At 35.0% G+C, this 18,793-nt stretch carries 15 protein-coding genes; 4 read left to right on the forward strand and 11 right to left on the reverse strand.

Features of this window, described 5'->3' with window-relative positions:
- Positions 1-106: 106 nt before the first annotated feature.
- Complete coding sequence (locus J3495_RS04810; protein WP_210665435.1) at positions 107-712, forward strand: hypothetical protein; 606 nt, start codon at positions 107-109, stop codon at positions 710-712.
- The gene (gene mfd / locus J3495_RS04815; protein WP_210665436.1) at positions 705-4,070 is read left to right on the forward strand and encodes a transcription-repair coupling factor; all 3,366 of its coding nucleotides are present in this window, start codon (positions 705-707) and stop codon (positions 4,068-4,070) included. Before J3495_RS04810 ends, mfd begins: the two co-directional genes overlap by 8 nt.
- 169 nt (positions 4,071-4,239) lie before the next feature.
- Here the strand turns inward: mfd and J3495_RS04820 are convergent, their stop codons facing one another.
- The 10 genes from J3495_RS04820 to J3495_RS04865 all read right to left on the reverse strand — a co-directional run bounded on the left by J3495_RS04820 (position 4,240) and on the right by J3495_RS04865 (position 15,675).
- The gene (locus J3495_RS04820) at positions 4,240-4,857 is read right to left on the reverse strand and encodes a hypothetical protein (protein ID WP_210665437.1); all 618 of its coding nucleotides are present in this window, start codon (positions 4,855-4,857) and stop codon (positions 4,240-4,242) included.
- A 165-nt stretch (positions 4,858-5,022) separates the two neighbouring features.
- The gene (locus tag J3495_RS04825) at positions 5,023-5,586 is read right to left on the reverse strand and encodes a hypothetical protein (protein WP_210665438.1); all 564 of its coding nucleotides are present in this window, start codon (positions 5,584-5,586) and stop codon (positions 5,023-5,025) included.
- Between the two features lie 213 nt (positions 5,587-5,799).
- Complete coding sequence (locus tag J3495_RS04830; protein WP_210665439.1) at positions 5,800-6,396, reverse strand: hypothetical protein; 597 nt, start codon at positions 6,394-6,396, stop codon at positions 5,800-5,802.
- A gap of 475 nt (positions 6,397-6,871) precedes the next feature.
- Positions 6,872-8,158 (reverse strand): DUF6602 domain-containing protein, encoded by a 1,287-nt coding sequence (locus J3495_RS04835; protein WP_210665440.1) that lies wholly within the window; start codon positions 8,156-8,158, stop codon positions 6,872-6,874.
- Between the two features lie 189 nt (positions 8,159-8,347).
- On the reverse strand, positions 8,348-8,836 hold the full coding sequence (locus J3495_RS04840; protein ID WP_210665441.1) for a hypothetical protein: 489 nt from the start codon (positions 8,834-8,836) through the stop codon (positions 8,348-8,350).
- Between the two features lie 192 nt (positions 8,837-9,028).
- Positions 9,029-9,922, reverse strand: coding sequence for a PD-(D/E)XK nuclease domain-containing protein (locus tag J3495_RS04845; RefSeq protein ID WP_210665442.1), 894 nt, complete (start codon positions 9,920-9,922; stop codon positions 9,029-9,031).
- Between the two features lie 934 nt (positions 9,923-10,856).
- Complete coding sequence (locus tag J3495_RS04850) at positions 10,857-13,037, reverse strand: glycoside hydrolase family 97 protein (RefSeq protein WP_236025392.1); 2,181 nt, start codon at positions 13,035-13,037, stop codon at positions 10,857-10,859.
- Positions 13,038-13,607: 570 nt separating this feature from the next.
- Positions 13,608-14,264 (reverse strand): aspartate kinase, encoded by a 657-nt coding sequence (locus J3495_RS04855; protein WP_089477609.1) that lies wholly within the window; start codon positions 14,262-14,264, stop codon positions 13,608-13,610.
- 118 nt (positions 14,265-14,382) lie between these two features.
- On the reverse strand, positions 14,383-14,742 hold the full coding sequence (locus J3495_RS04860; protein ID WP_210665443.1) for a YraN family protein: 360 nt from the start codon (positions 14,740-14,742) through the stop codon (positions 14,383-14,385).
- Positions 14,743-14,775: 33 nt separating this feature from the next.
- The gene (locus tag J3495_RS04865) at positions 14,776-15,675 is read right to left on the reverse strand and encodes a S66 peptidase family protein (RefSeq protein ID WP_210665480.1); all 900 of its coding nucleotides are present in this window, start codon (positions 15,673-15,675) and stop codon (positions 14,776-14,778) included.
- Positions 15,676-15,904: 229 nt separating this feature from the next.
- On the opposite strand from J3495_RS04865, the gene J3495_RS04870 reads away from it, so the two are divergent.
- A complete protein-coding gene (locus J3495_RS04870) occupies positions 15,905-17,002 on the forward strand; it encodes an endonuclease/exonuclease/phosphatase family protein (RefSeq protein ID WP_210665444.1) in 1,098 nt (365 codons plus the stop codon).
- 89 nt (positions 17,003-17,091) lie between these two features.
- On the forward strand, positions 17,092-17,631 hold the full coding sequence (locus J3495_RS04875) for a 3-hydroxyanthranilate 3,4-dioxygenase (protein WP_210665445.1): 540 nt from the start codon (positions 17,092-17,094) through the stop codon (positions 17,629-17,631).
- A gap of 144 nt (positions 17,632-17,775) precedes the next feature.
- Here J3495_RS04875 and J3495_RS04880 read toward each other — a convergent pair whose 3' ends face one another.
- Positions 17,776-18,735 (reverse strand): MBL fold metallo-hydrolase, encoded by a 960-nt coding sequence (locus tag J3495_RS04880; protein WP_210665446.1) that lies wholly within the window; start codon positions 18,733-18,735, stop codon positions 17,776-17,778.
- Positions 18,736-18,793 lie beyond the last annotated feature (58 nt).

Here is an 18,793-nt window from a genome sequence, read left to right on the forward strand (position 1 = left end):
TTCATCTATGGCAAAAAAACAATCTTGATTTATAGAATCTTTGGCAAAAAACAGCATTCGTAATTGTAAATTTACTTTGTAACTTTGTAGCTTAATGTTTTGTCTAATGAAATATAAAATATCTCTTTTGCTGCTTTTTGTTTTTGCACTGAATTCATGTCAGAATGAAAATGCAAAACGTCTTGCCGAAAACGAAAAAGAAGCCAAAAAAAAGGAAGTCATTTTTAATAACATCAATAAAGGCTGGGTTTTTATTGACGAACCGATCAATGAAGTTTCGGAGCAAAAAGTAAAAACCTGGAATGAATGGCGTGAATTTTTAAAAGAACTTGATGATAAACCAAGAAAAACAATTGGTGCTTTTCAGAAAAAATCGACTGCGATTGCCAAAAAAGCAATTGCATTAAACGAGAATATTCCTCCCGAGTTTAATATTCCTCAGATAAAAAGCAGGATTTCGATTTTGATTACCAAAGTCAAAATGATGGATTTGTTTCTTCATTTAGACAGAATTCCAGACGAAAAAGTAACTTTTTTAATTGGTGAAATCAACAAAGAATTGGTTTCTTTAGAAAGACAAATGGACAAAATTGTCGAGAAAAGTAAAATTCCTAAAGAAGAAGGAGAAGCTGATTTCTTGAGAATGTTAGACACAACCCGCGCAATTCCGAATACACCTGCACCTTTAGATAAAAATTTACAAGTTGAGTAAAAACGCCTTATATTCCATGTATGATAATTTGCCTAAAACACAGCAAATTGCCACACAATTACTAGAAGAAAGTTCTGTAAAAATGCATCTTAACGGTTTGTTGGGATCTGCATTTTCATTTATAATTCGTGCGGTTTTTAAGAAAGCCGAATTGCCTTTTTTGGTCGTTTTAGACAATAAAGAAGAAGCTGCTTATTATTTGAACGATTTGGAACAAATGATAGGAGAACAGGATGTTTTGTTTTATCCGGGCTCGTTTCGTCGTCCTTACGAAATAGAAGAAACAGATAACGCTAATGTTTTGCTTCGTGCTGAGGTTTTAAATCGAATAAATTCGCGTAAAAAACCAGCGATTATTGTCACGTATCCCGAAGCCCTTTTTGAAAAAGTCGTTACCCGTCAGCAATTGGACAAAAACACTTTAAAAGTGGCGCTGAATGACAAGATTTCGATCGATTTTATTAATGAAGTTTTGTTTGAATATGAATTTAAAAGAGTCGATTTTATTACAGAACCTGGCGAATTTTCGGTTCGTGGAGGAATTGTCGATGTTTTCTCTTTTTCGAATGATCATCCGTACCGAATTGAATTCTTCGGAAATGAAGTAGACAGTATCAGAAGTTTTGATGTTGAGACGCAATTGTCTGTCGAAACACATAAAAAAATTACGATTATCCCCAATGTCGAAAACAAAATATTTCAGGAAAACCGCGAAAGTTTCTTAGATTATATTTCTGAGAAAACAGTTATTTTTATTCAAAATACCGACGGTCTTTTTAGTCAGTTAGACAAACAATTTGCAAGAGCCGAAGAAGCTTTTGCGAAACTATCTGGAGAAATAAAACACGCGACACCAGAACAATTGTTTTTAAATCAAACGTCGTTTATCAAACGTGCTTTAGATTTTTCTATTGTCGAACTGGCGTCTAAACCCATCTTTAGAATAACCAAAAAATTTGATTTTCACATTCAGCCCCAACCTTCGTTTAATAAACAATTTGATTTGTTACTGAATAATCTGAGCGAGAATCATTTTAACGGTTTTAAAAATTATTTATTTTGTTCGAATGAAGCACAGGCAAAGCGTTTTCATGATATTTTCGAGACTTTAGACGAAGCCAATTCAGAGAACATCCGAAAACAATATCACACCGTTGTATTGCCTTTGTACCAAGGCTTTGTTGATGAAGAAAATCAAATTACGGCCTACACCGATCATCAGATTTTTGAGCGGTACCATAAATTTAATATAAAGAACGGCTATTCAAAAAAGCACAATATCACGCTAAAAGAGCTTACTTCGCTTTCGGTTGGAGATTATGTAACACACATTGATCACGGAATCGGGAAGTTTGGCGGCTTGCAAAAAATTCAGGTAGAAGGCAAAACGCAGGAAGCCATCAAATTGGTGTATGCCGATAATGATATTGTGTACGTAAGCATTCATTCGCTTCATAAAATTTCAAAATACAACGGAAAAGACGGAACGCCGCCTAAAATTTACAAATTAGGTTCGAATGCCTGGAAAATTTTAAAACAAAAAACCAAAGCGCGCGTCAAACACATTGCCTTCAATTTGATTCAGTTGTATGCAAAACGACGTTTAGAAAAAGGTTTCCAATTTGCGCCAGATAGTTATTTGCAAAACGAGCTAGAAAGTTCTTTTATTTACGAAGACACACCAGATCAGACCAAATCTACGCAAGAAGTAAAAGCCGACATGGAAAGCGATCGCCCAATGGATCGTTTGGTTTGTGGCGACGTAGGTTTCGGGAAAACAGAGGTTGCTATTCGTGCTGCTTTTAAAGCGGTTGACAATAGTAAACAAGTCGCTATTTTGGTTCCGACTACTATTTTGGCCTACCAACATTATAGAACTTTCACCGAAAGGTTAAAAGATATGCCGGTTTCGATAGGTTATTTAAACCGATTTAGAACTGCCAAACAAAAAGCGCAAACCTTAAAAGATTTAGCCGAAGGAAAACTCGATATTGTCATCGGAACGCATCAATTGGTCAACAAAAATGTCGTTTTTAAAGACCTTGGTTTGTTGATTGTGGATGAAGAACAAAAGTTTGGAGTTAACGTAAAAGACAAACTTAAAACCATTGCGGCAAATGTAGATACACTAACGTTGACGGCAACGCCAATCCCGAGAACGCTTCAGTTTTCTTTGATGGCAGCGCGCGATTTGTCTGTAATTACAACGCCTCCGCCCAATCGTTATCCTATCGAAACCAATGTGGTTAGTTTTAATGAAGAAGTAATTCGTGATGCGATTTCGTATGAAATTCAGCGTAACGGACAGGTTTTCTTTATCAATAACCGTATCGAAAACATAAAAGAAGTGGCAGGAATGATTCAGCGTTTGGTGCCCAATGCGAGAGTCGGAATTGGTCACGGACAAATGGAAGGCGCCAAACTCGAAGAATTGATGTTGGGCTTTATGAATGGTGATTTTGATGTTTTGGTAGCCACCACGATTATCGAAAGTGGTTTGGATGTACCCAATGCCAACACGATTTTTATCAACAATGCCAACAATTTCGGATTGTCAGATTTGCATCAAATGCGCGGGCGAGTGGGTCGAAGCAATAAAAAAGCGTTCTGTTATTTTATTTGCCCGCCGTATTCTTCCATGACGGAAGATGCCCGAAAACGAATTCAGGCTTTGGAACAATTTAGTGAATTGGGCAGTGGTTTCAACATTGCGATGAAGGATTTGGAAATTCGTGGAGCAGGAGATTTATTAGGCGGAGAACAAAGCGGATTTATTAACGAGATTGGCTTTGATACCTACCAAAAAATCATGAACGAAGCCATCGAAGAATTAAAAGAAAACGAATTTAAAGATTTATATCCCGAAGAAAATAATATTGAAACAAAGGAATACGTAAAAGATTTACAAATTGATACCGATTTTGAGTTGTTGTTTTCTGATGAATACATCAATAATGTCACCGAACGTTTGAGTTTGTACAACGAGTTAGGTTCTGTAAAAAACGAAGCCGAATTGGTGATTTTCCAAAACAAATTAATCGATCGTTTTGGGCCAATGCCTCCGCGCGCCAATGCGTTGATGAACAGCATTCGTATCAAATGGATTGCGACCAACATCGGAATTGAGAAACTGGTCATGAAAAAAGGTAAAATGATTGGCTATTTTGTATCCGATCAGCAATCTGATTATTACCAATCTTCGAAGTTTAGAAAGGTCTTGCAATTTGTACAAAAACAAAGCAGTCTTTGTACCATGAAAGAAAAACAAACACCAAATGGTTTGCGACTTTTATTGACGTTTGACAATGTAAAATCGACCAAAAGAGCGTTAGAATTGATGGAGATGTTGGGGGAGTAAATTGTTTTTTTAGCAGCAGAACAATTGGGTTTCAAAAGGCGATCAGTCCTGATATCTCTTTTACCCGAGCGATAGCGAACAGGCGAAGCAAATCATCCCAAATACAAAACCAATTTGCGAATAAGCGAATTGCCCAAATCCGTTGTAATAGCTGTTAGCTGATAACTTTTTATTCATTCTTTTGTTCAATATGTAGATATGTCCAATCAAAATAATCCTTCCCTAAGTCGTTTGTCCAACCTTCTGATTTGTAATATTTATAAATAAAGTCATGGTCAATTAAACTACTATCTTTCCCAAGTTTTGTGTTTTTAAGAGTTAAAATACTTGAATTTAGAACCCCGAAATTATCTGCCACGTAGATTCTGTCAATTGGTGGAGAGTCGTCTCCGTGAAATTTGAAGTTAAAATATCTTTCATAAAACGATAACTCTAATTGTCCATTTTTGAATTTTGCAAGTCTGGCTTCTCCGCTTGTCGATTGGTAATACCCCAATAAAATTTCAGTGTCCAGTGATTTAGAAATACGTCTTAAAATTTCATCATAAAAATACAAGTTACCTCCAAAATCAAATTCAATTTCTATCCAATCTTTGCTTTGGTTTTTAGTCAGTATAATTGTTGAGTTTTTTTCAATAGACGAGTTCTCATCGTGTTGTAAATTATAAAACCATTCTTTCCTTTTATCAAACAATAATTCTCTCCCGATTGAAAGATGTTTTTTTAATTCTGTTAGAACAGTTTCAATGTTTTTACATTTGATATTTGTCTGTGAAAATGTTCCCATTACAGTTTATTTTTAAGTTATCAGCTAACGTTCCCGCGCTACAAGCAGGCTGGGATTAAAAATACGTAATCTTTCGGTTAAAACTAATTTGTCAGATATAAAACCAATTTCAAATTAATCCTAATACCCAAATTGCTTGTAGCGTGTCTTGGCACTAGTTTTTATTTATTCTGCGTCATAATATTGTCCAAACCATTTGTCAAACGCTTCTTTGTGTTTTTCTTGTGCAGAACTAATGACAGCAGAAGGTTCTTGAATTTGGTCTAACCCATAATCTCCTTTTAACCACTTTAAGAATTCATCCAAATCTTCGCTTTCTTCATAATCATCTTCGTCTTTATAAAAATAGATTTCTTCAAAATCAACTGAAATCTCTGTGTCAAATGTTATTAAATGCAGAAGTTGCAAAATATTTTCGGCTACAATATGTACACCGCCTTCGTCACCAAATACAACAATTGGCATTTCGTTCATTGGTTTAGTCGTTTCGTCATTCCAGATTGCATAAAAAGAACCCGAACCATTTGCTTGCGCAAAAGGAAATAATTTGTCTATAAATAGTGATTCTTTGCTCCAACTTTTAAGTCCTGTTTTGTCGTCAATTAATACTCCAAAACCTTGTGAGTAATTTTCAAAAGAAGAGATATTTGTTTGAAAGTAAATTAGTTTCTCTAATTCGGTTGGAATTGCGGTAAACCCCCAATTTTCTTTAAATTCGTTAATGTCCATATCTTGTTGTTTTAGTTCTGTGGTCGTTCTGTAAAATTACTGCTAACGTCCCGCCGCTACTGCAGCGGGTTTGGTACTAAATTAAGTCTTATTTTCAGATTTGCCACTCGAGCGATAGCGAACAGACGAAGCAAATTATTACAAATACAAAAACATTTCCAAATTAAGTCTATTGCCCAAATCCGTTGGAGCTGTTACCAGTAGTTTTTTTAGTTACCAAAATTTCCACCACTTTTTTGTGAGTTTAGTTTCAATTTGGTTTTCGTGTCCAAAAAAATATCCGTTAATAAATGTACTGTATTCACTAAGATTATAATTAGGATGTCTTTTCAAATTATTAAGTTCATTTAAAATTGTTTTGTATTTTTCATTTAGTTCTGGTTTTTCATTTAATTGAAGTTTGACAAAACTAATAACATTATCTATCGGTTGATTTAAATACATCATTTCGCTGTCCAACATTGTTCCGACGTCCATATTTTTCGAATTGAATTTGGCGTCATAAATTAAAAAAACATCTTCTAATTCTCCAATTTTAAACAAATAGAAACATAATTGATATAAATTATCGTGACGACGAGTGGATAATTCACATTTTAATTCTTCATCAAAAATTTTTCTAATCAATTCCACGTCTATTGATGAGAAATCATTTAGCAATTCTTCTACTATTTCTGTTCTAAATGTTAGATTGTTATCAGCAACTTGACTATCTATATTTTCAGAATAAGCAAACATTGAAACTAATTCAGTTACAACTATTTTGCTTTCACTTTTTCTGAATTTTTCTATTAATTCTTTGGCTTTCATAAAATTACTGGTAGCGTGTGTGCTTGTTGCACAACTGTTCAAATATAACAAAAAGCAAACATTGACAAGAGTACTTTTTTGTAAATTAAAGCATGCAAGGAAGAAAAGATTTTCCCCCTGCTAGCGCGAGCGTCCCGCTCGTGAAAGTTCTCAATATCAATTAATATCAATTTATAAAACAGTTTGGTTATTGTCTCTATAATTTCTTACCGTACTATATTTCTAGTCTAGACGATTAGTAATGCCTTTGAGTTGCTATTTTTATACTTTGTGTTCACGAGCGGGACGCTCGCGCCAGCTGGGAAAACCAAGCAGAAACTACTTCAAAAAAAAAGAGGCACTATAGCCTCTTGAAATTCTTATAACTCATTTATCGAAAAACCCATAGTTGCGCAATGGTAGCGGTTCCGTTCAACACGGGTTTCATTGTTGGCTCTACGAGCCCAACGAAACCCTAGCTGTTAGTGGCTGGCTCTTATTTAGTTTCTAGATTAAAATAGGTTGACATTTCAAGATTTTTATTTTCTCCAAAATAAACTTTACCATCTTTAGCAACTAAAAGAGGCTCATCAATTAAAAATCTCAACTTATTTTCTTCAATATATACTAATTTGGTGTCTTCTAATTCTTTAAGAAATTTAGGTAAGTTTATATTTTTTAGTTCAATGAATTTTTTAAACATTTTGTCATTAATAATATCTATTTCGTTCTGCTTAAGTAAAACATTAATTATACTACATTTAATATCATCTATCTCTACTGGTTGCCAAGGAATTGCGGTCAAAGGAGTCAATAGTTCTGCTTTTGATAATGGATGATACCAATAATCCCAACCTAAACAATCTTCACTAATTTTTTGTTCTTTACCATATAGAAATGAATGGATTAGCTCACTGTCAAAATTATCTCCAAAAATTTTAGAACTTATGCTAAATTTATATGAAAGTCTTGTCCAAATCATTTCTAAAAGATGAAGCATTGGTTTTCCGTTTGATGAAAATAAAACAGGAAAATAGTATTCGTCATTTGTTAATGGCATTCCCATTGGCATTCCATTATTTTTTATTATTGTGCTATTACCACAAATATATAAATTTGGAAAACTTTCTGGAAAATAACCTTTGACTTTTCCTTTTTGAGTTAAATTTTCTAATATTTCTACGAAACCTTTACGTAGTCCATATTCGGTTTTATATCCATTAAATCCAATTACAATTCTTATTGGGTTAACAGTCTCCGAAATTAAATAATTAAATATTGTGTTTTGCCTTTCAGTAAATCTTTTTTTTATTTCTGGAGTAGGAATATCTTTAGAATGTAAACATTTATATGCATCTCTAAATATCGTTTTTTCATATACGTTTAATTGCCTTTGTTCTGTAAGTTTTATAACAGAAAACAAGTTATTATGTGCTTCTTCAATATCTTTTCGGAAAAGATTTTTTTTTACTTGAAAAACTGCAATTACGTCATTAATGTGATATTTAAAACTGTTTGTAAAAGAAATATTTATTCCTTCACCAATAACTAACATACAATCTATTTCATCGCTTAATTCTTTATCATTATTGTAGATAAAACTATTATTTACAATTTTTAAGTTTAATCCTTTAAAAATTGCCTTGTCTAATATATTTGCCGTTAAACCCTCAAATATGTTACCAATCGTTGGTGTATGGGTTATATCTTTTTCTTCTTGGTCAATTTTTGATAAAGCATTTTTCTTAAATTCTTCTAAAAAATCTGAAATTGTTGAAATCATATTTTGTAAGACTATTTTCTTCGGTTTTTTGGAGCTTGCCACTAACGTCTTGGTACTACAGCGGGTTTGGGACTAAATTAATCCCTATTTTTGGTTTTACCAAATCATCCCAAATACAAAATCAACTTCCCATTAAGCCAATTGCCCAAATCCGTTGTAGTAGCTGTTATGCGTTCGTTTTTTTATTATTTATGCAATGAAGATTGGATATTTAAAATCATAAAAATCCTCCAACTCTTTAAATTTCCAACCACCATCTTTAAAGCCAAAATACCATTCATTGGTTTGAATTAAATTTTCTTTATTTTCAGAGTAGGATTCATCAATTTTTTTCCCAAAATACGAATTTCGATTTATCCAAAAAGGAATGAAATCACTATAAAAACCTTCGCAATGAAATTGAGCTTTTTCAAAATCAATGTTTCTAAGAATATTTTCAATTTTTAGTATAAACTTATTTATTTCATCTAACTCTAAACCGAATTCTTTATATGTTGCTGCAAAACTTAAAATCATGTTACCGTAATAATATGGTATTTCATAATCACCAATACTGAACATATTTGAATTGATAAATGGATATGATTCATCTTTTCCAAGCTTCTTTATATAATCAATTGAGTTTTCATAATCTTGATTGATTATTATATAACCATGTACTAATTCATTTCCACTCATATATTTTAATGTTTTTAGATATTGGTTTTCTACATCGTTTAGCTAAAATGACGCATAACGTTTCGCGAGCAGGCCTTCGTTGCGGCGAAGCGAACTGCGAAGTCTCCGCTAAGATAATGTTTTTCGTGGAAAACAAACCTCCGGCAACTGAAAACCAGCAATGAGGCTTGCTCGCTGTTATGCACCGTTTTTTTACAATGCTATTAAAGTCCAATTTTCGGGAAATTTTTTCTCGACAACTGCTTGTTTAAATCCTGCTGGATTTATTTCGGATTTATCTTCAAAATAAACGACAGCATAGAAGAATTTATATTCAGGATCTCCTTCATAACTGTCAGCATCTGTTTTGATTTGATCAAGATATGTGCCGATTCCTGCTCCTTTTCTAATATATTTATATTCCACCGCAGAACTAATTTCAGGAATTAATATATCAGGATGATAGGTAGTGAATTTTTTTATAAATCTAGCTTTGCCTAAACTTCTCATAGTTGGATAAACAATTTCTACAAACCATTTAATAGGTGTATATATGGAAGTTTCATTAGTTACTTTCGATTTTGTTTTTGCCAATATTGAATTAGTATTCTCTAAAATTTGTTTAAGCTTATTTACTTCAAGTTTTTCAAAATAGTCAGTATTAAATTCTTGGAATGAACGTAAAAATTCTCTAAATTCATCGTGAATTATCATTGATGGCTCATCATCTGCATATAATGGTCCTCGACTTTCACATACTTTTTTTTCATCATTTATTATTGGTTGAAATTTGTCGATAAACATTTTATAATAAAGTGAAACATTTTTCAATTCAAGAAAAAGGCAGATTTTATAAAATAGTGCTCGAGTTCCATAAAATAGCCAAGTTATTTTATCTTCTCTTTCATAATTAAAATGTAATTGTCCATTTCCATCTTCATAATATTCTTCGTCATTTCCAGGATAGACATAAACTTCCCAAAATGTTACTTCTAACTTGTGTAATTGGGTGGATATCTCTTTAGATAAAACTTGTATTTCTTCTTTTCTGTCTGTCAATGTAGTTTGTTTTTTTAAAATGGTGCATAACTTATTTATACCAGCCATAAAATGGCTCCAATCTACCCTAATTAAGGTGTATATAGGAAGTTTTGTTCCGTTTTATAGTATGTTTCCGTTTTAATAATAAAGCATTATAAATGCCTCATTCATTATAAAACAAATATAACAATTCCAGCATCATCATCTCTGAGTGAAACCGTAATGAGAGATTATTTATTTTCAGACAAGTATACCATTAAATAAATGTTCGTGAGCAGGTATTTATACCTGTTTTGGTGGAGTGATGTGGTTTTGTCACAAAGTGTTTGAGTCTTTTCACCAAGTTTTTAGGTTACATTATGAAGTGTTTGGGTTGTTTACCTAAACGTTTAGGTGCAGCACCCAAAACTTTAGGTCGGGAACCTAAAACTTTGCCCTCGGCACCTAAAAACTTCATGACGGAACCTAAACGTTTAGGTCTACAACCTAAACTTTGGGGTTCGGAACCCCTCGGTTGGGGTTCTGAGGTGCTCGGTTGGGGTTCCGAACCCCAAATTTGACGTTCGGAACGTCAAATTTGACCCCCAAGGACGTCAAATTTGACGTCTGCAACGCCATTTTTGACGTTCGGAACCCCATTGATGGGGCTCGACACCCCAAATTTGGGGTTCAGGACGCCATCGATGGAGCTTAGAACCCCAAACGAGCTGTTTTTTGAGCCATTACTTTAGAAAAAAGCCTTTTGAGAATCAGATTTCAAAAGGGTTTTTAAGTTGGTTAGTACTCTTTATAGTGTTCTGAATGGATTGATTTTGTTCTACAATAGAATAAATTCTTGATGGAACATTTGGGTTATCCGAAAGAAAATGCTCCCGCACTTAATATTGATACCATTCTAGAAAAAATCAAATGGTAATGAGTATGTATTGATGATGGTCGTTTCTTAAAACAAATGGCGTATGAAAATTTTCATACGCCATTTGTTTTTTGAGTAAAGAATTTATAATTTTTTCAATCCTTTGAGTTCTGCAGCAGTTCCTTCTTTAATGCTAATGGCAACACCGCCACCGGAAGCTAAATATTGTTTTAAAACAGTTTTAGAAGTGATAACCACTTTGGTAACCGTATATTTTTGAGGATTTTGGTTCCAATTAGCCTCTTTTGCATCGGCATAAAGAGTAGCGATAAATTTCTTTCCCGCAGGAAGATAATCAAAAGTAATGTTGGCCGTTCTTGCGTTTTCGTCGGTAATTCCGCCCACAAACCAAGCGTCTTTTCCTTTGGCTTTACGGGCAATTGTGATGTAATCTCCCGGCTCAGCTTCTAGAATATAACTGTTATCCCAATCGACAGCTACATCTTTTATAAATTGAAAAGCATCTGGAAAACGCTCGTAATTACCCGGAATATCGGCTGCCATCTGCAATGGGCTGTACATGGTCACGTAGTAGGCCAGCTGTTTTACCAAAGTAGTATTGACACGTTGTGTGCTTCCGGTTCCGTAATACGATAGGTCTGTCTGGAAAATTCCCGGAGTATAATCCATTGGGCCGCCCATAAGACGTGTAAATGGCAGAATAGTGGTATGATCTGGTGATAATCCTCCCATAGATTCAAACTCGGTTCCGCGAGCAGATTCTTGCGCAATCCAGTTAGGAAAAGTGCGGTGCAAACCTGTTGGACGAACGGCTTCGTGACTGTCGATCATAATTTTGTAATCGGCAGCTCGTTTGGCCACATTAATGTAGTGATTGACCATCCACTGCCCATCATGGTGCTCGCCACGCGGAATAATTTTGCCCACATAACCCGTTTTTACAGCATCGTAACCATTGTCATTCATAAATTGAAAAGCACGGTCTAAACGACGCTCATAATTGGTCGCAGATCCCGAAGTTTCGTGGTGCATGATAATTTTTACACCTTTAGAAGCGGCATAGTCATGAACCGCTTTTACATCAAAATCTGGGTAAGCCGTTACGTAGTCAAAAACCTCTTCTTTCCAGTTGCCAATCCAGTCTTCCCAGCCAATGTTCCATCCTTCGATAAGAATGGCATCAAAACCATTTTTAGAAGCAAAATCAATGTATTCTTTGGCTCTTTCGGTCGTTGCGCCGTGTTTTCCGTTTGGTGTTAACTTCGAGAAATCATCGGTCAATTTTACATTGTTTTCTTTCCCGAATGCCCAAGTACTTTTTCCGGCCACAAAATATTCCCACCAGATTCCGATGTATTTTACAGGTTTGATCCATGAAACATCTTTGTAACTTGTGGGTTCATTTAGGTTCAGAATTAATTTTGAAGCCAAAATATCGGTTGCTTTATCACTTACAACGATCGTTCTCCAGGGAGATTGTGCATCGGTTTGCATATAACCTTTTGCTCCAACAGCATCTGGCGCCAAATGACTAATCATTTTATGGTTGGCAGCATCTACTTCAAGGTACATTGCAGGATAATTAATCAAACCAGCTTCGTGAATGTTAATATACAAACCATCGTCAGACTTCATCATTGTTGGTGTTTGCACCGATAATTCTTTGATGGGCCATTGCGAATTGATTTCGATAGTTGCTTTTTTCATCAACGAAGGAATCTCAGAAATCTTCGAGGTTGTGTAGGCGTATTCGTTGGTGTCATAATCTCCGGGAATCCAGAAAATTTTGTGGTTTCCAGCCAAATTAAATTCAGAGCGCTCTTCTTTAATTACAAAATAATTCAAATCATTCTGCTTCGGGAATTCGTATCTAAAACCCAATCCGTCATTAAATAATCTAAAACGAATACGAATATATCTGTTGTTGTTTTTTGCTTGCGCTAAAGTGACAACCAATTCGTTGTAGTTGTTGCGAATTGTTTTTTCTTCGCCAAGAACAGGATTCCAAGATTCATTTACCGAGGATTGTGCCGTATTTGTTACCGTAAAACCCTCCATAAACGAAGGCAGGTCTTTTAGTTCTAATCCTAATGAACTTGGTGCGATAACGGATTTTTGCTTGTATGATAATTGGTAAGATGGTATTCCGCCCTCTTTTAACTCAAATTTTAAAGAAAGATTTTTATTCGGCGAAGTTATTTCTTGTGCATGAATCCATAAAGAGTTGGCACATAAAAAAAGGAATAGTGCTATTTTTTTGCTCAAACGAATAGTAAGCAGGTTTTTTTCAGGTTGAAAATTCATATTTATCTAGTTTTTTGCAAAGCTAATTTATTAAAGACTTTATTACAGCAATTTTGCGATTAAATATTGGCGAGACATTGTTTTTTCTGGCATTCAAACTCTTTAAAAGAAAAAAAACCACCCGATAAAGGTGGTTTTTAATGGTTGATAGTGTAGTTTAATTATATTATTTAGTTTGTTGTGAATTTGTAGTTCCCCAACTTTAAGCTTTTTCTTTTTTTATCGTTCGTTTTCTATATTTTTTTGGCAGTAATAATTTAAACTGTATTAAATTATCATACTGTCAAAACGAGTGCGCTAATAGAGTATCGTATTAGCAAATATATAAAAATATTATTCGCAATAAGCGTTCTCGAAAAAACATAAAGCTGTTTTTTTGTGAAATTTTATAAGGTGATTTACAGCAGGTTTTTAAAGGTCGTTTTTAGGTATTCGATTATTTTTAATTTTTTAAATGTTTCGTAATAACACAGAAAATCATTTAGGTTATTGGCATAAAAAAATCCTTTAATCTTTTCTGAGAAAAAGAAAAAAGGATTATATACGGAATGCTAGTTTATGAATATTCGCCTAGTTTTTCAGGTCTTTAATTACTTTAAAAGCAACATCTACCTGATCTTCTCCAACCAAAATAGTAAATTCGTTAGAAGTAGAAATTACCTCGTTGATGATGATTCCTTCCCACGCCAAACGCTGAAAAATAAAATAATAAATTCCGGGCACCACGATGTTTTCTTTGGGTAATTTTACCGTAATTGAAGCCAGATTGTCTAATTTTTGAATCAGTTTTTCGCGTACAAAATGTTTTTCAACCAAATGATTGACGCTGCTGCTCACCACGATATTGGTTTCGTTTACGCCACGGGACGAAGTGTAAAAAATATCAGATAATGCATTAATATCAGAGATCAAATCGGCTTGTTTGTTTAAAACCGTTTCTGAAGCGGCAAAAGTGTAGTCGGTCAATTCAGAGCGAACGGTGATCTCGCCAATATTCTTAATAACCTTATTGATTTTATGATTTAATTTAAAGTCTAATTCTTCAGTAAGTCGTTTGAGCGACATTACAACAGCACCTTGTTTTACTTCTTTACCAAATTCACTTTCTAATTCGGTCATGATGTTTCTGGAAAGCGATGTCAGATTGATAATTCCAAGTGATAAAGCATTCAATAAAAAGGGCTTTGTTTTGATGTAATTTTCTACAATTGAAGAAACAGTTTTCATAATTCTTTTTTTTTGGTTGTAATGTAATTGGTTTAATGTAGTTAATTGCGATGTTATAAATCTGCGCAAATATAAATAAAAAAACAATTTGTTACAATTATAACAATAAAAATTTATGTTAAAAGTGATAAAAAGCGTCTGTAAGGTGTTCTATTGCAAATGTTTCGTTGTTTTTATGTATCGAAATGATATCAAATCGTACTTCAAAATCCATTTCCCTATCGTTTATGTAGGCATTTATAGCTTTTACAAGTAGCTGAATCTTTTTTGGTTTTACAAAATCTTGTGGGAGTCCGAAATCTAAACTAGATCGTGTTTTGACTTCAATGACAGCCAAAATAGTTTCTTTTTGGGCAATGATATCTATTTCTGCTTTTTGGTACGTCCAGTTTCGATCCAGAATTTCATAACCATTTTGCTGTAAATAGGCTACGGCAAGATCTTCTCCTTTTTTTCCGAGTTCGTTGTGTTCTGCCATAACAATTAATATTTAGTATCGTTTTTGTTCGTGTTACGGCTGGAAAGAAAGCGTGCTTCCGGTGGTATTTACTTCCATATTAACCGTGCTTCCCATAATAAGAGAGCGATTGTCCCTGATATGTCCTGCAGGGAAATTAAAAATAATCGGGATTTTGTAGGTTTTGGTGATGTCTTCAATGATTTCTAATGCATTTTTGCCCCAGGGAATATCATTATCTTTCATGCCAGACATGGCTCCAATTACAATTCCTTTCAAGTTTTCGATACAGCCATTACGTTTCAAATTCATCATCATACGATCGATGTGATAGAGGTATTCATCGAGATCTTCGATAAATAAAATTTTGTCTTTGCAGTCAAAGGCAGATGGAGAACCTATTAAACTGTAAACAATTGATAAATTTCCGCCTACGATTTCGCCAGTGGCTGTCCCAAACCGATTCTTAGGATCGGGAGGAAGGGTATACGAAAGTGGCTCCCCGAACAAACTTGCTTTTAATGTTGCAATCGCTTCGGGAGTTGCACGCGGAATACTTATGGGCATCGTGCCATGTATCGATTTGTAACCCATTGTATTCAAATGTTCGTGCAAAACGGTAACATCGCTAAAACCAACAATCCATTTTGGGTGTTGTTTAAACTGAGTGTAATCAATTAAATCTACCATTCTCACGGTCCCGTAACCACCGCGAACACACCAAATAGCTTTAATGTTCGGATTGTCCAGCTGTTGCTGAAAATCGGCTGCACGCTGCTCATCGGTTCCGGCTAATTGGTTAATATCAAGCCCAATAGTACTGCCAATTTTAACTTCCAATCCCCAACTGTGAAGCAGATCAATGGCTGGTTTTAAGTTGTCGGTAATGTTTTTGCGTGCCGTAGACAGAAAAGCGACGGTGTCTCCTTTTTGTAGATAAGGAGGTGTGATCATCTTTTGCTGTGCGGAACAGTTTACTGAAAATAAAACAAAAAAGACAACGACTAAAGAGGCAAAAGCGACTTGTTTGTTGAGTTTTATCAATAGAGTGGTATTCATGTTTAATCGAAATTATTTTAATTAAAAACAAATATAGAAATTTAAAGGCACAATTTATTTAGATTTTTCTTACAAATGTAAATTAATTCACTTAAATTGAACTTTTTTTAAATATTGAAAGTTTATGTATTTTATTAAATATAGAATTAGTCTCCTTTTGTTGGTGCTTTTTTCTTCGGCGCAAGCCCAACCCAGGAAATACGCCATTCATACGGTTGCTTTTTACAATTTCGAAAATCTTTTTGATACCATAAACGATCCCACAACGCATGATGACGAGTGGACGCCCAAAGGCGCACAGCACTGGACAATTGAAAAATATGTCCAAAAACTGCAAAATCTGTCAAAAGTTTTATCCGAAATCGGAACACCGGAAAATCCTAATGCACCTACTTTTATAGGAGGTTCAGAAATAGAAAACAGGGGCGTTCTGGAAGATTTGATAAAAGAACCCAAACTCCTCGATTATGATTACGGAATCATTCATTTTGATTCGCCGGACAAACGCGGAATCGATGTGGCGCTGCTGTTTCAGAAGAAATATTTTAAACCTACTTCTTTTTCAAACATTCCTCTGTATGTGTATAAAACCGAAATGCTTGCGGAAGAAGAAAAATCAAACGAAGCAGAAGAGGCAGCCATAGAAACCGATAAAAAAAGCAATCGGGTTTTTACGCGTGACCAACTTTTGGTGTCTGGTTTTCTGGATGGAGAAGAAGTTCATATTATCATCAACCACTGGCCTTCACGCTCGGGAGGTGAGAAAGCGACCAGTAGATTTCGAGAAGCTGCCGGTCTTCTTAATCGAAAAATCATCGATTCTTTGCAACAAATAAACCCTCAGGCCAAAGTGATTACTATGGGAGACTTAAACGATGGTCCTTACAACAAGAGTGTAAAAGTAGCTTTGGGTGCAAAACCAAAAAAGGCTGAGGTGCCAGAATTGGGTACTTTTAACCCGTTTGAAGAGATGGCAAAACGTGGTTTAGGCACCATTGCTTTCAGGGATTCTTGGGATATTTTCGACCAGATCATCGTGACAGCATCACTTATAAAACCCGATTTTACATCGTTTAGGTTCTGGAAAGCCGGAATTTTCAATAAATCGTACCTCATTCAAGCTTCGGGTCAATTCAAAGGATATCCTTTGCGGCATAGCCAGACCGAAGTTGGTTTTAGCGATCATTTTCCCGTTTACATTTATCTGATAAAACAAATGTAAAACATAGAGATGCACAGCAGTGCGTCTCTACAAAAACTTTTTATTAACTTAGCCTCTCACAAACTTAGGAACTTAGTATCTTTAAAAAAATGGCTATAGCACCACCTTTCAACCTAAATAAATGGATTGACGAAAACCGTCATTTACTCAAGCCGCCAGTCGGAAACAAAAATCTTTATGTAGATTCCGGCGATTATATTGTCATGATTGTTGCGGGTCCAAACGCTCGAAAAGACTATCATTACAACGAAACCGAGGAGCTTTTTTACCAACTTGAAGGCAGTATAAAAGTCATTATTCAGGAAGAAGGAGTGCGCAAAGAAATGGAGCTTCACGCCGGCGACATGTACTTGCATCCTGCAAAAGTGCCGCATTCTCCCGTACGTTCCGAAGGCTCGATTGGTCTGGTGATCGAACGAAAACGTGCCGGAAAAGGATACACAGACGGCTTGCTTTGGCATTGCGACAACTGCAATCATAAATTGTACGAACTCTATTTTGAGTTGCACAATATCGAAAAAGATTTTCTACCGCATTTCGAGCATTTCTACAATTCAGAAGCGTTAAGAACTTGTGATAATTGTGGGACTATTATGGAGTCTGACCCGAGATTTGTTGCCAAAAAGTAGTTTAATTAGAAGCTAATCCCGCTATCATTCCAATCTTTTGTACCGAACCCCGGCACAAAAGGATTTTCCCTTCTATCGGGGCTAGGGCACTTTTTTTTCAGAAGAAATATATCTTTTAATTAGTACAATCAGTTTTCAAGAATACTACAATTCAAATTTTTTCCCTTGTTCAGGATAAATAAGTTGTACGCCCAGATCGTTTACTTGTTTAAGTTGCGCCTTAATTTTAATGATATTTGTAGTAGGTGGTTTCAAATGGGTAACGATAATTTTAAAGCCTTTCAAACTGTCTTTTCCAGTCAATTCCTCAAGGGCGTGCAATTCTTTCATCAAATAATTAGGAGTCAAATGTCCGAACAAAAACTTGTCCGGTTGCTCATTCGGAAACGAGACTTCAATAAAAATACCTTTCAATTGTTTGTTTTGAATGAGTGGTGCAATCGCCGTCCAAAGTGTGCGCAAATGGTCACTTTTCTCCACAACATCAGGTCCCGTGTCGCCCAGATACAAAGCATAATTGTCTCCGTTTTTAATCAGAAAAGCGGTGCTTTCGTACGGATTTACATGACTCAGTGCAAATGCTTTTACAGTCATAGTAGTATTTGTGATGGGCGTTTCTTCGGTTAGGGTTAAAGTCTGAAAATGGTATTTTTTCAACGGAAAACCAACTCCTGTATCTCCAAAATTGGCCCAGGTCTGATCATTAAAATAATGATTTTCCATCATTTCCATGCATTTATTTGTTGCATAAACTGTTTTGGAGGAATCTGCAGGCGAGTTGATAATCAAACCCGAAACATGATCCAGATGGGCATGCGAAATCAAATATCCTTTGATGTATTTTCGTAAAACTTCGCTTGTCGAAATTTTGAAAACCTTATTCTCAACCGCTTTTTCAATTCCTGCGTGCACCGTTCCTGCGTCCAAACAAATAAAATCTTTCGTATTGGAAGGGGCCAATAAATAGGCAGAAAGATTCTTTTCATCAATGCCGCCTTTTATGCCCAAAGGCACGACCTGAAAAGCTGATTTTGGCGCTTTTTGAGCTATGCACGAAAAAGAGAGAAAAAGAAAACCAATCAGAAAACGATTAAAAAGGGTCATAGAAGTATATTTATAAACGCAAATTTCATTAATTAAACCGAATAAATTGCCGATAATT

This window comes from Flavobacterium geliluteum (assembly GCF_017948595.1).
Classification (GTDB): Bacteria; Bacteroidota; Bacteroidia; order Flavobacteriales; family Flavobacteriaceae; genus Flavobacterium; species Flavobacterium flavipigmentatum.

What these genes read in the sequence shown, in the direction of transcription:
- J3495_RS04810 (WP_210665435.1), top strand. Translation starts at nt 107, where the DNA reads ATGAAATATAAAATATCTCTTTTGCTGCTTTTTGTTTTTGCACTGAAT.
- J3495_RS04820 (WP_210665437.1), bottom strand. Translation starts at nt 4,857, where the DNA reads ATGGGAACATTTTCACAGACAAATATCAAATGTAAAAACATTGAAACT.
- J3495_RS04825 (WP_210665438.1), bottom strand. Translation starts at nt 5,586, where the DNA reads ATGGACATTAACGAATTTAAAGAAAATTGGGGGTTTACCGCAATTCCA.
- J3495_RS04830 (WP_210665439.1), bottom strand. Translation starts at nt 6,396, where the DNA reads ATGAAAGCCAAAGAATTAATAGAAAAATTCAGAAAAAGTGAAAGCAAA.
- J3495_RS04835 (WP_210665440.1), bottom strand. Translation starts at nt 8,158, where the DNA reads ATGATTTCAACAATTTCAGATTTTTTAGAAGAATTTAAGAAAAATGCT.
- J3495_RS04840 (WP_210665441.1), bottom strand. Translation starts at nt 8,836, where the DNA reads ATGAGTGGAAATGAATTAGTACATGGTTATATAATAATCAATCAAGAT.
- J3495_RS04845 (WP_210665442.1), bottom strand. Translation starts at nt 9,922, where the DNA reads ATGGCTGGTATAAATAAGTTATGCACCATTTTAAAAAAACAAACTACA.
- J3495_RS04850 (WP_236025392.1), bottom strand. Translation starts at nt 13,037, where the DNA reads ATGAATTTTCAACCTGAAAAAAACCTGCTTACTATTCGTTTGAGCAAA.
- J3495_RS04855 (WP_089477609.1), bottom strand. Translation starts at nt 14,264, where the DNA reads ATGAAAACTGTTTCTTCAATTGTAGAAAATTACATCAAAACAAAGCCC.
- J3495_RS04860 (WP_210665443.1), bottom strand. Translation starts at nt 14,742, where the DNA reads ATGGCAGAACACAACGAACTCGGAAAAAAAGGAGAAGATCTTGCCGTA.
- J3495_RS04865 (WP_210665480.1), bottom strand. Translation starts at nt 15,675, where the DNA reads ATGATCACACCTCCTTATCTACAAAAAGGAGACACCGTCGCTTTTCTG.
- J3495_RS04870 (WP_210665444.1), top strand. Translation starts at nt 15,905, where the DNA reads ATGTATTTTATTAAATATAGAATTAGTCTCCTTTTGTTGGTGCTTTTT.
- J3495_RS04875 (WP_210665445.1), top strand. Translation starts at nt 17,092, where the DNA reads ATGGCTATAGCACCACCTTTCAACCTAAATAAATGGATTGACGAAAAC.
- J3495_RS04880 (WP_210665446.1), bottom strand. Translation starts at nt 18,735, where the DNA reads ATGACCCTTTTTAATCGTTTTCTGATTGGTTTTCTTTTTCTCTCTTTT.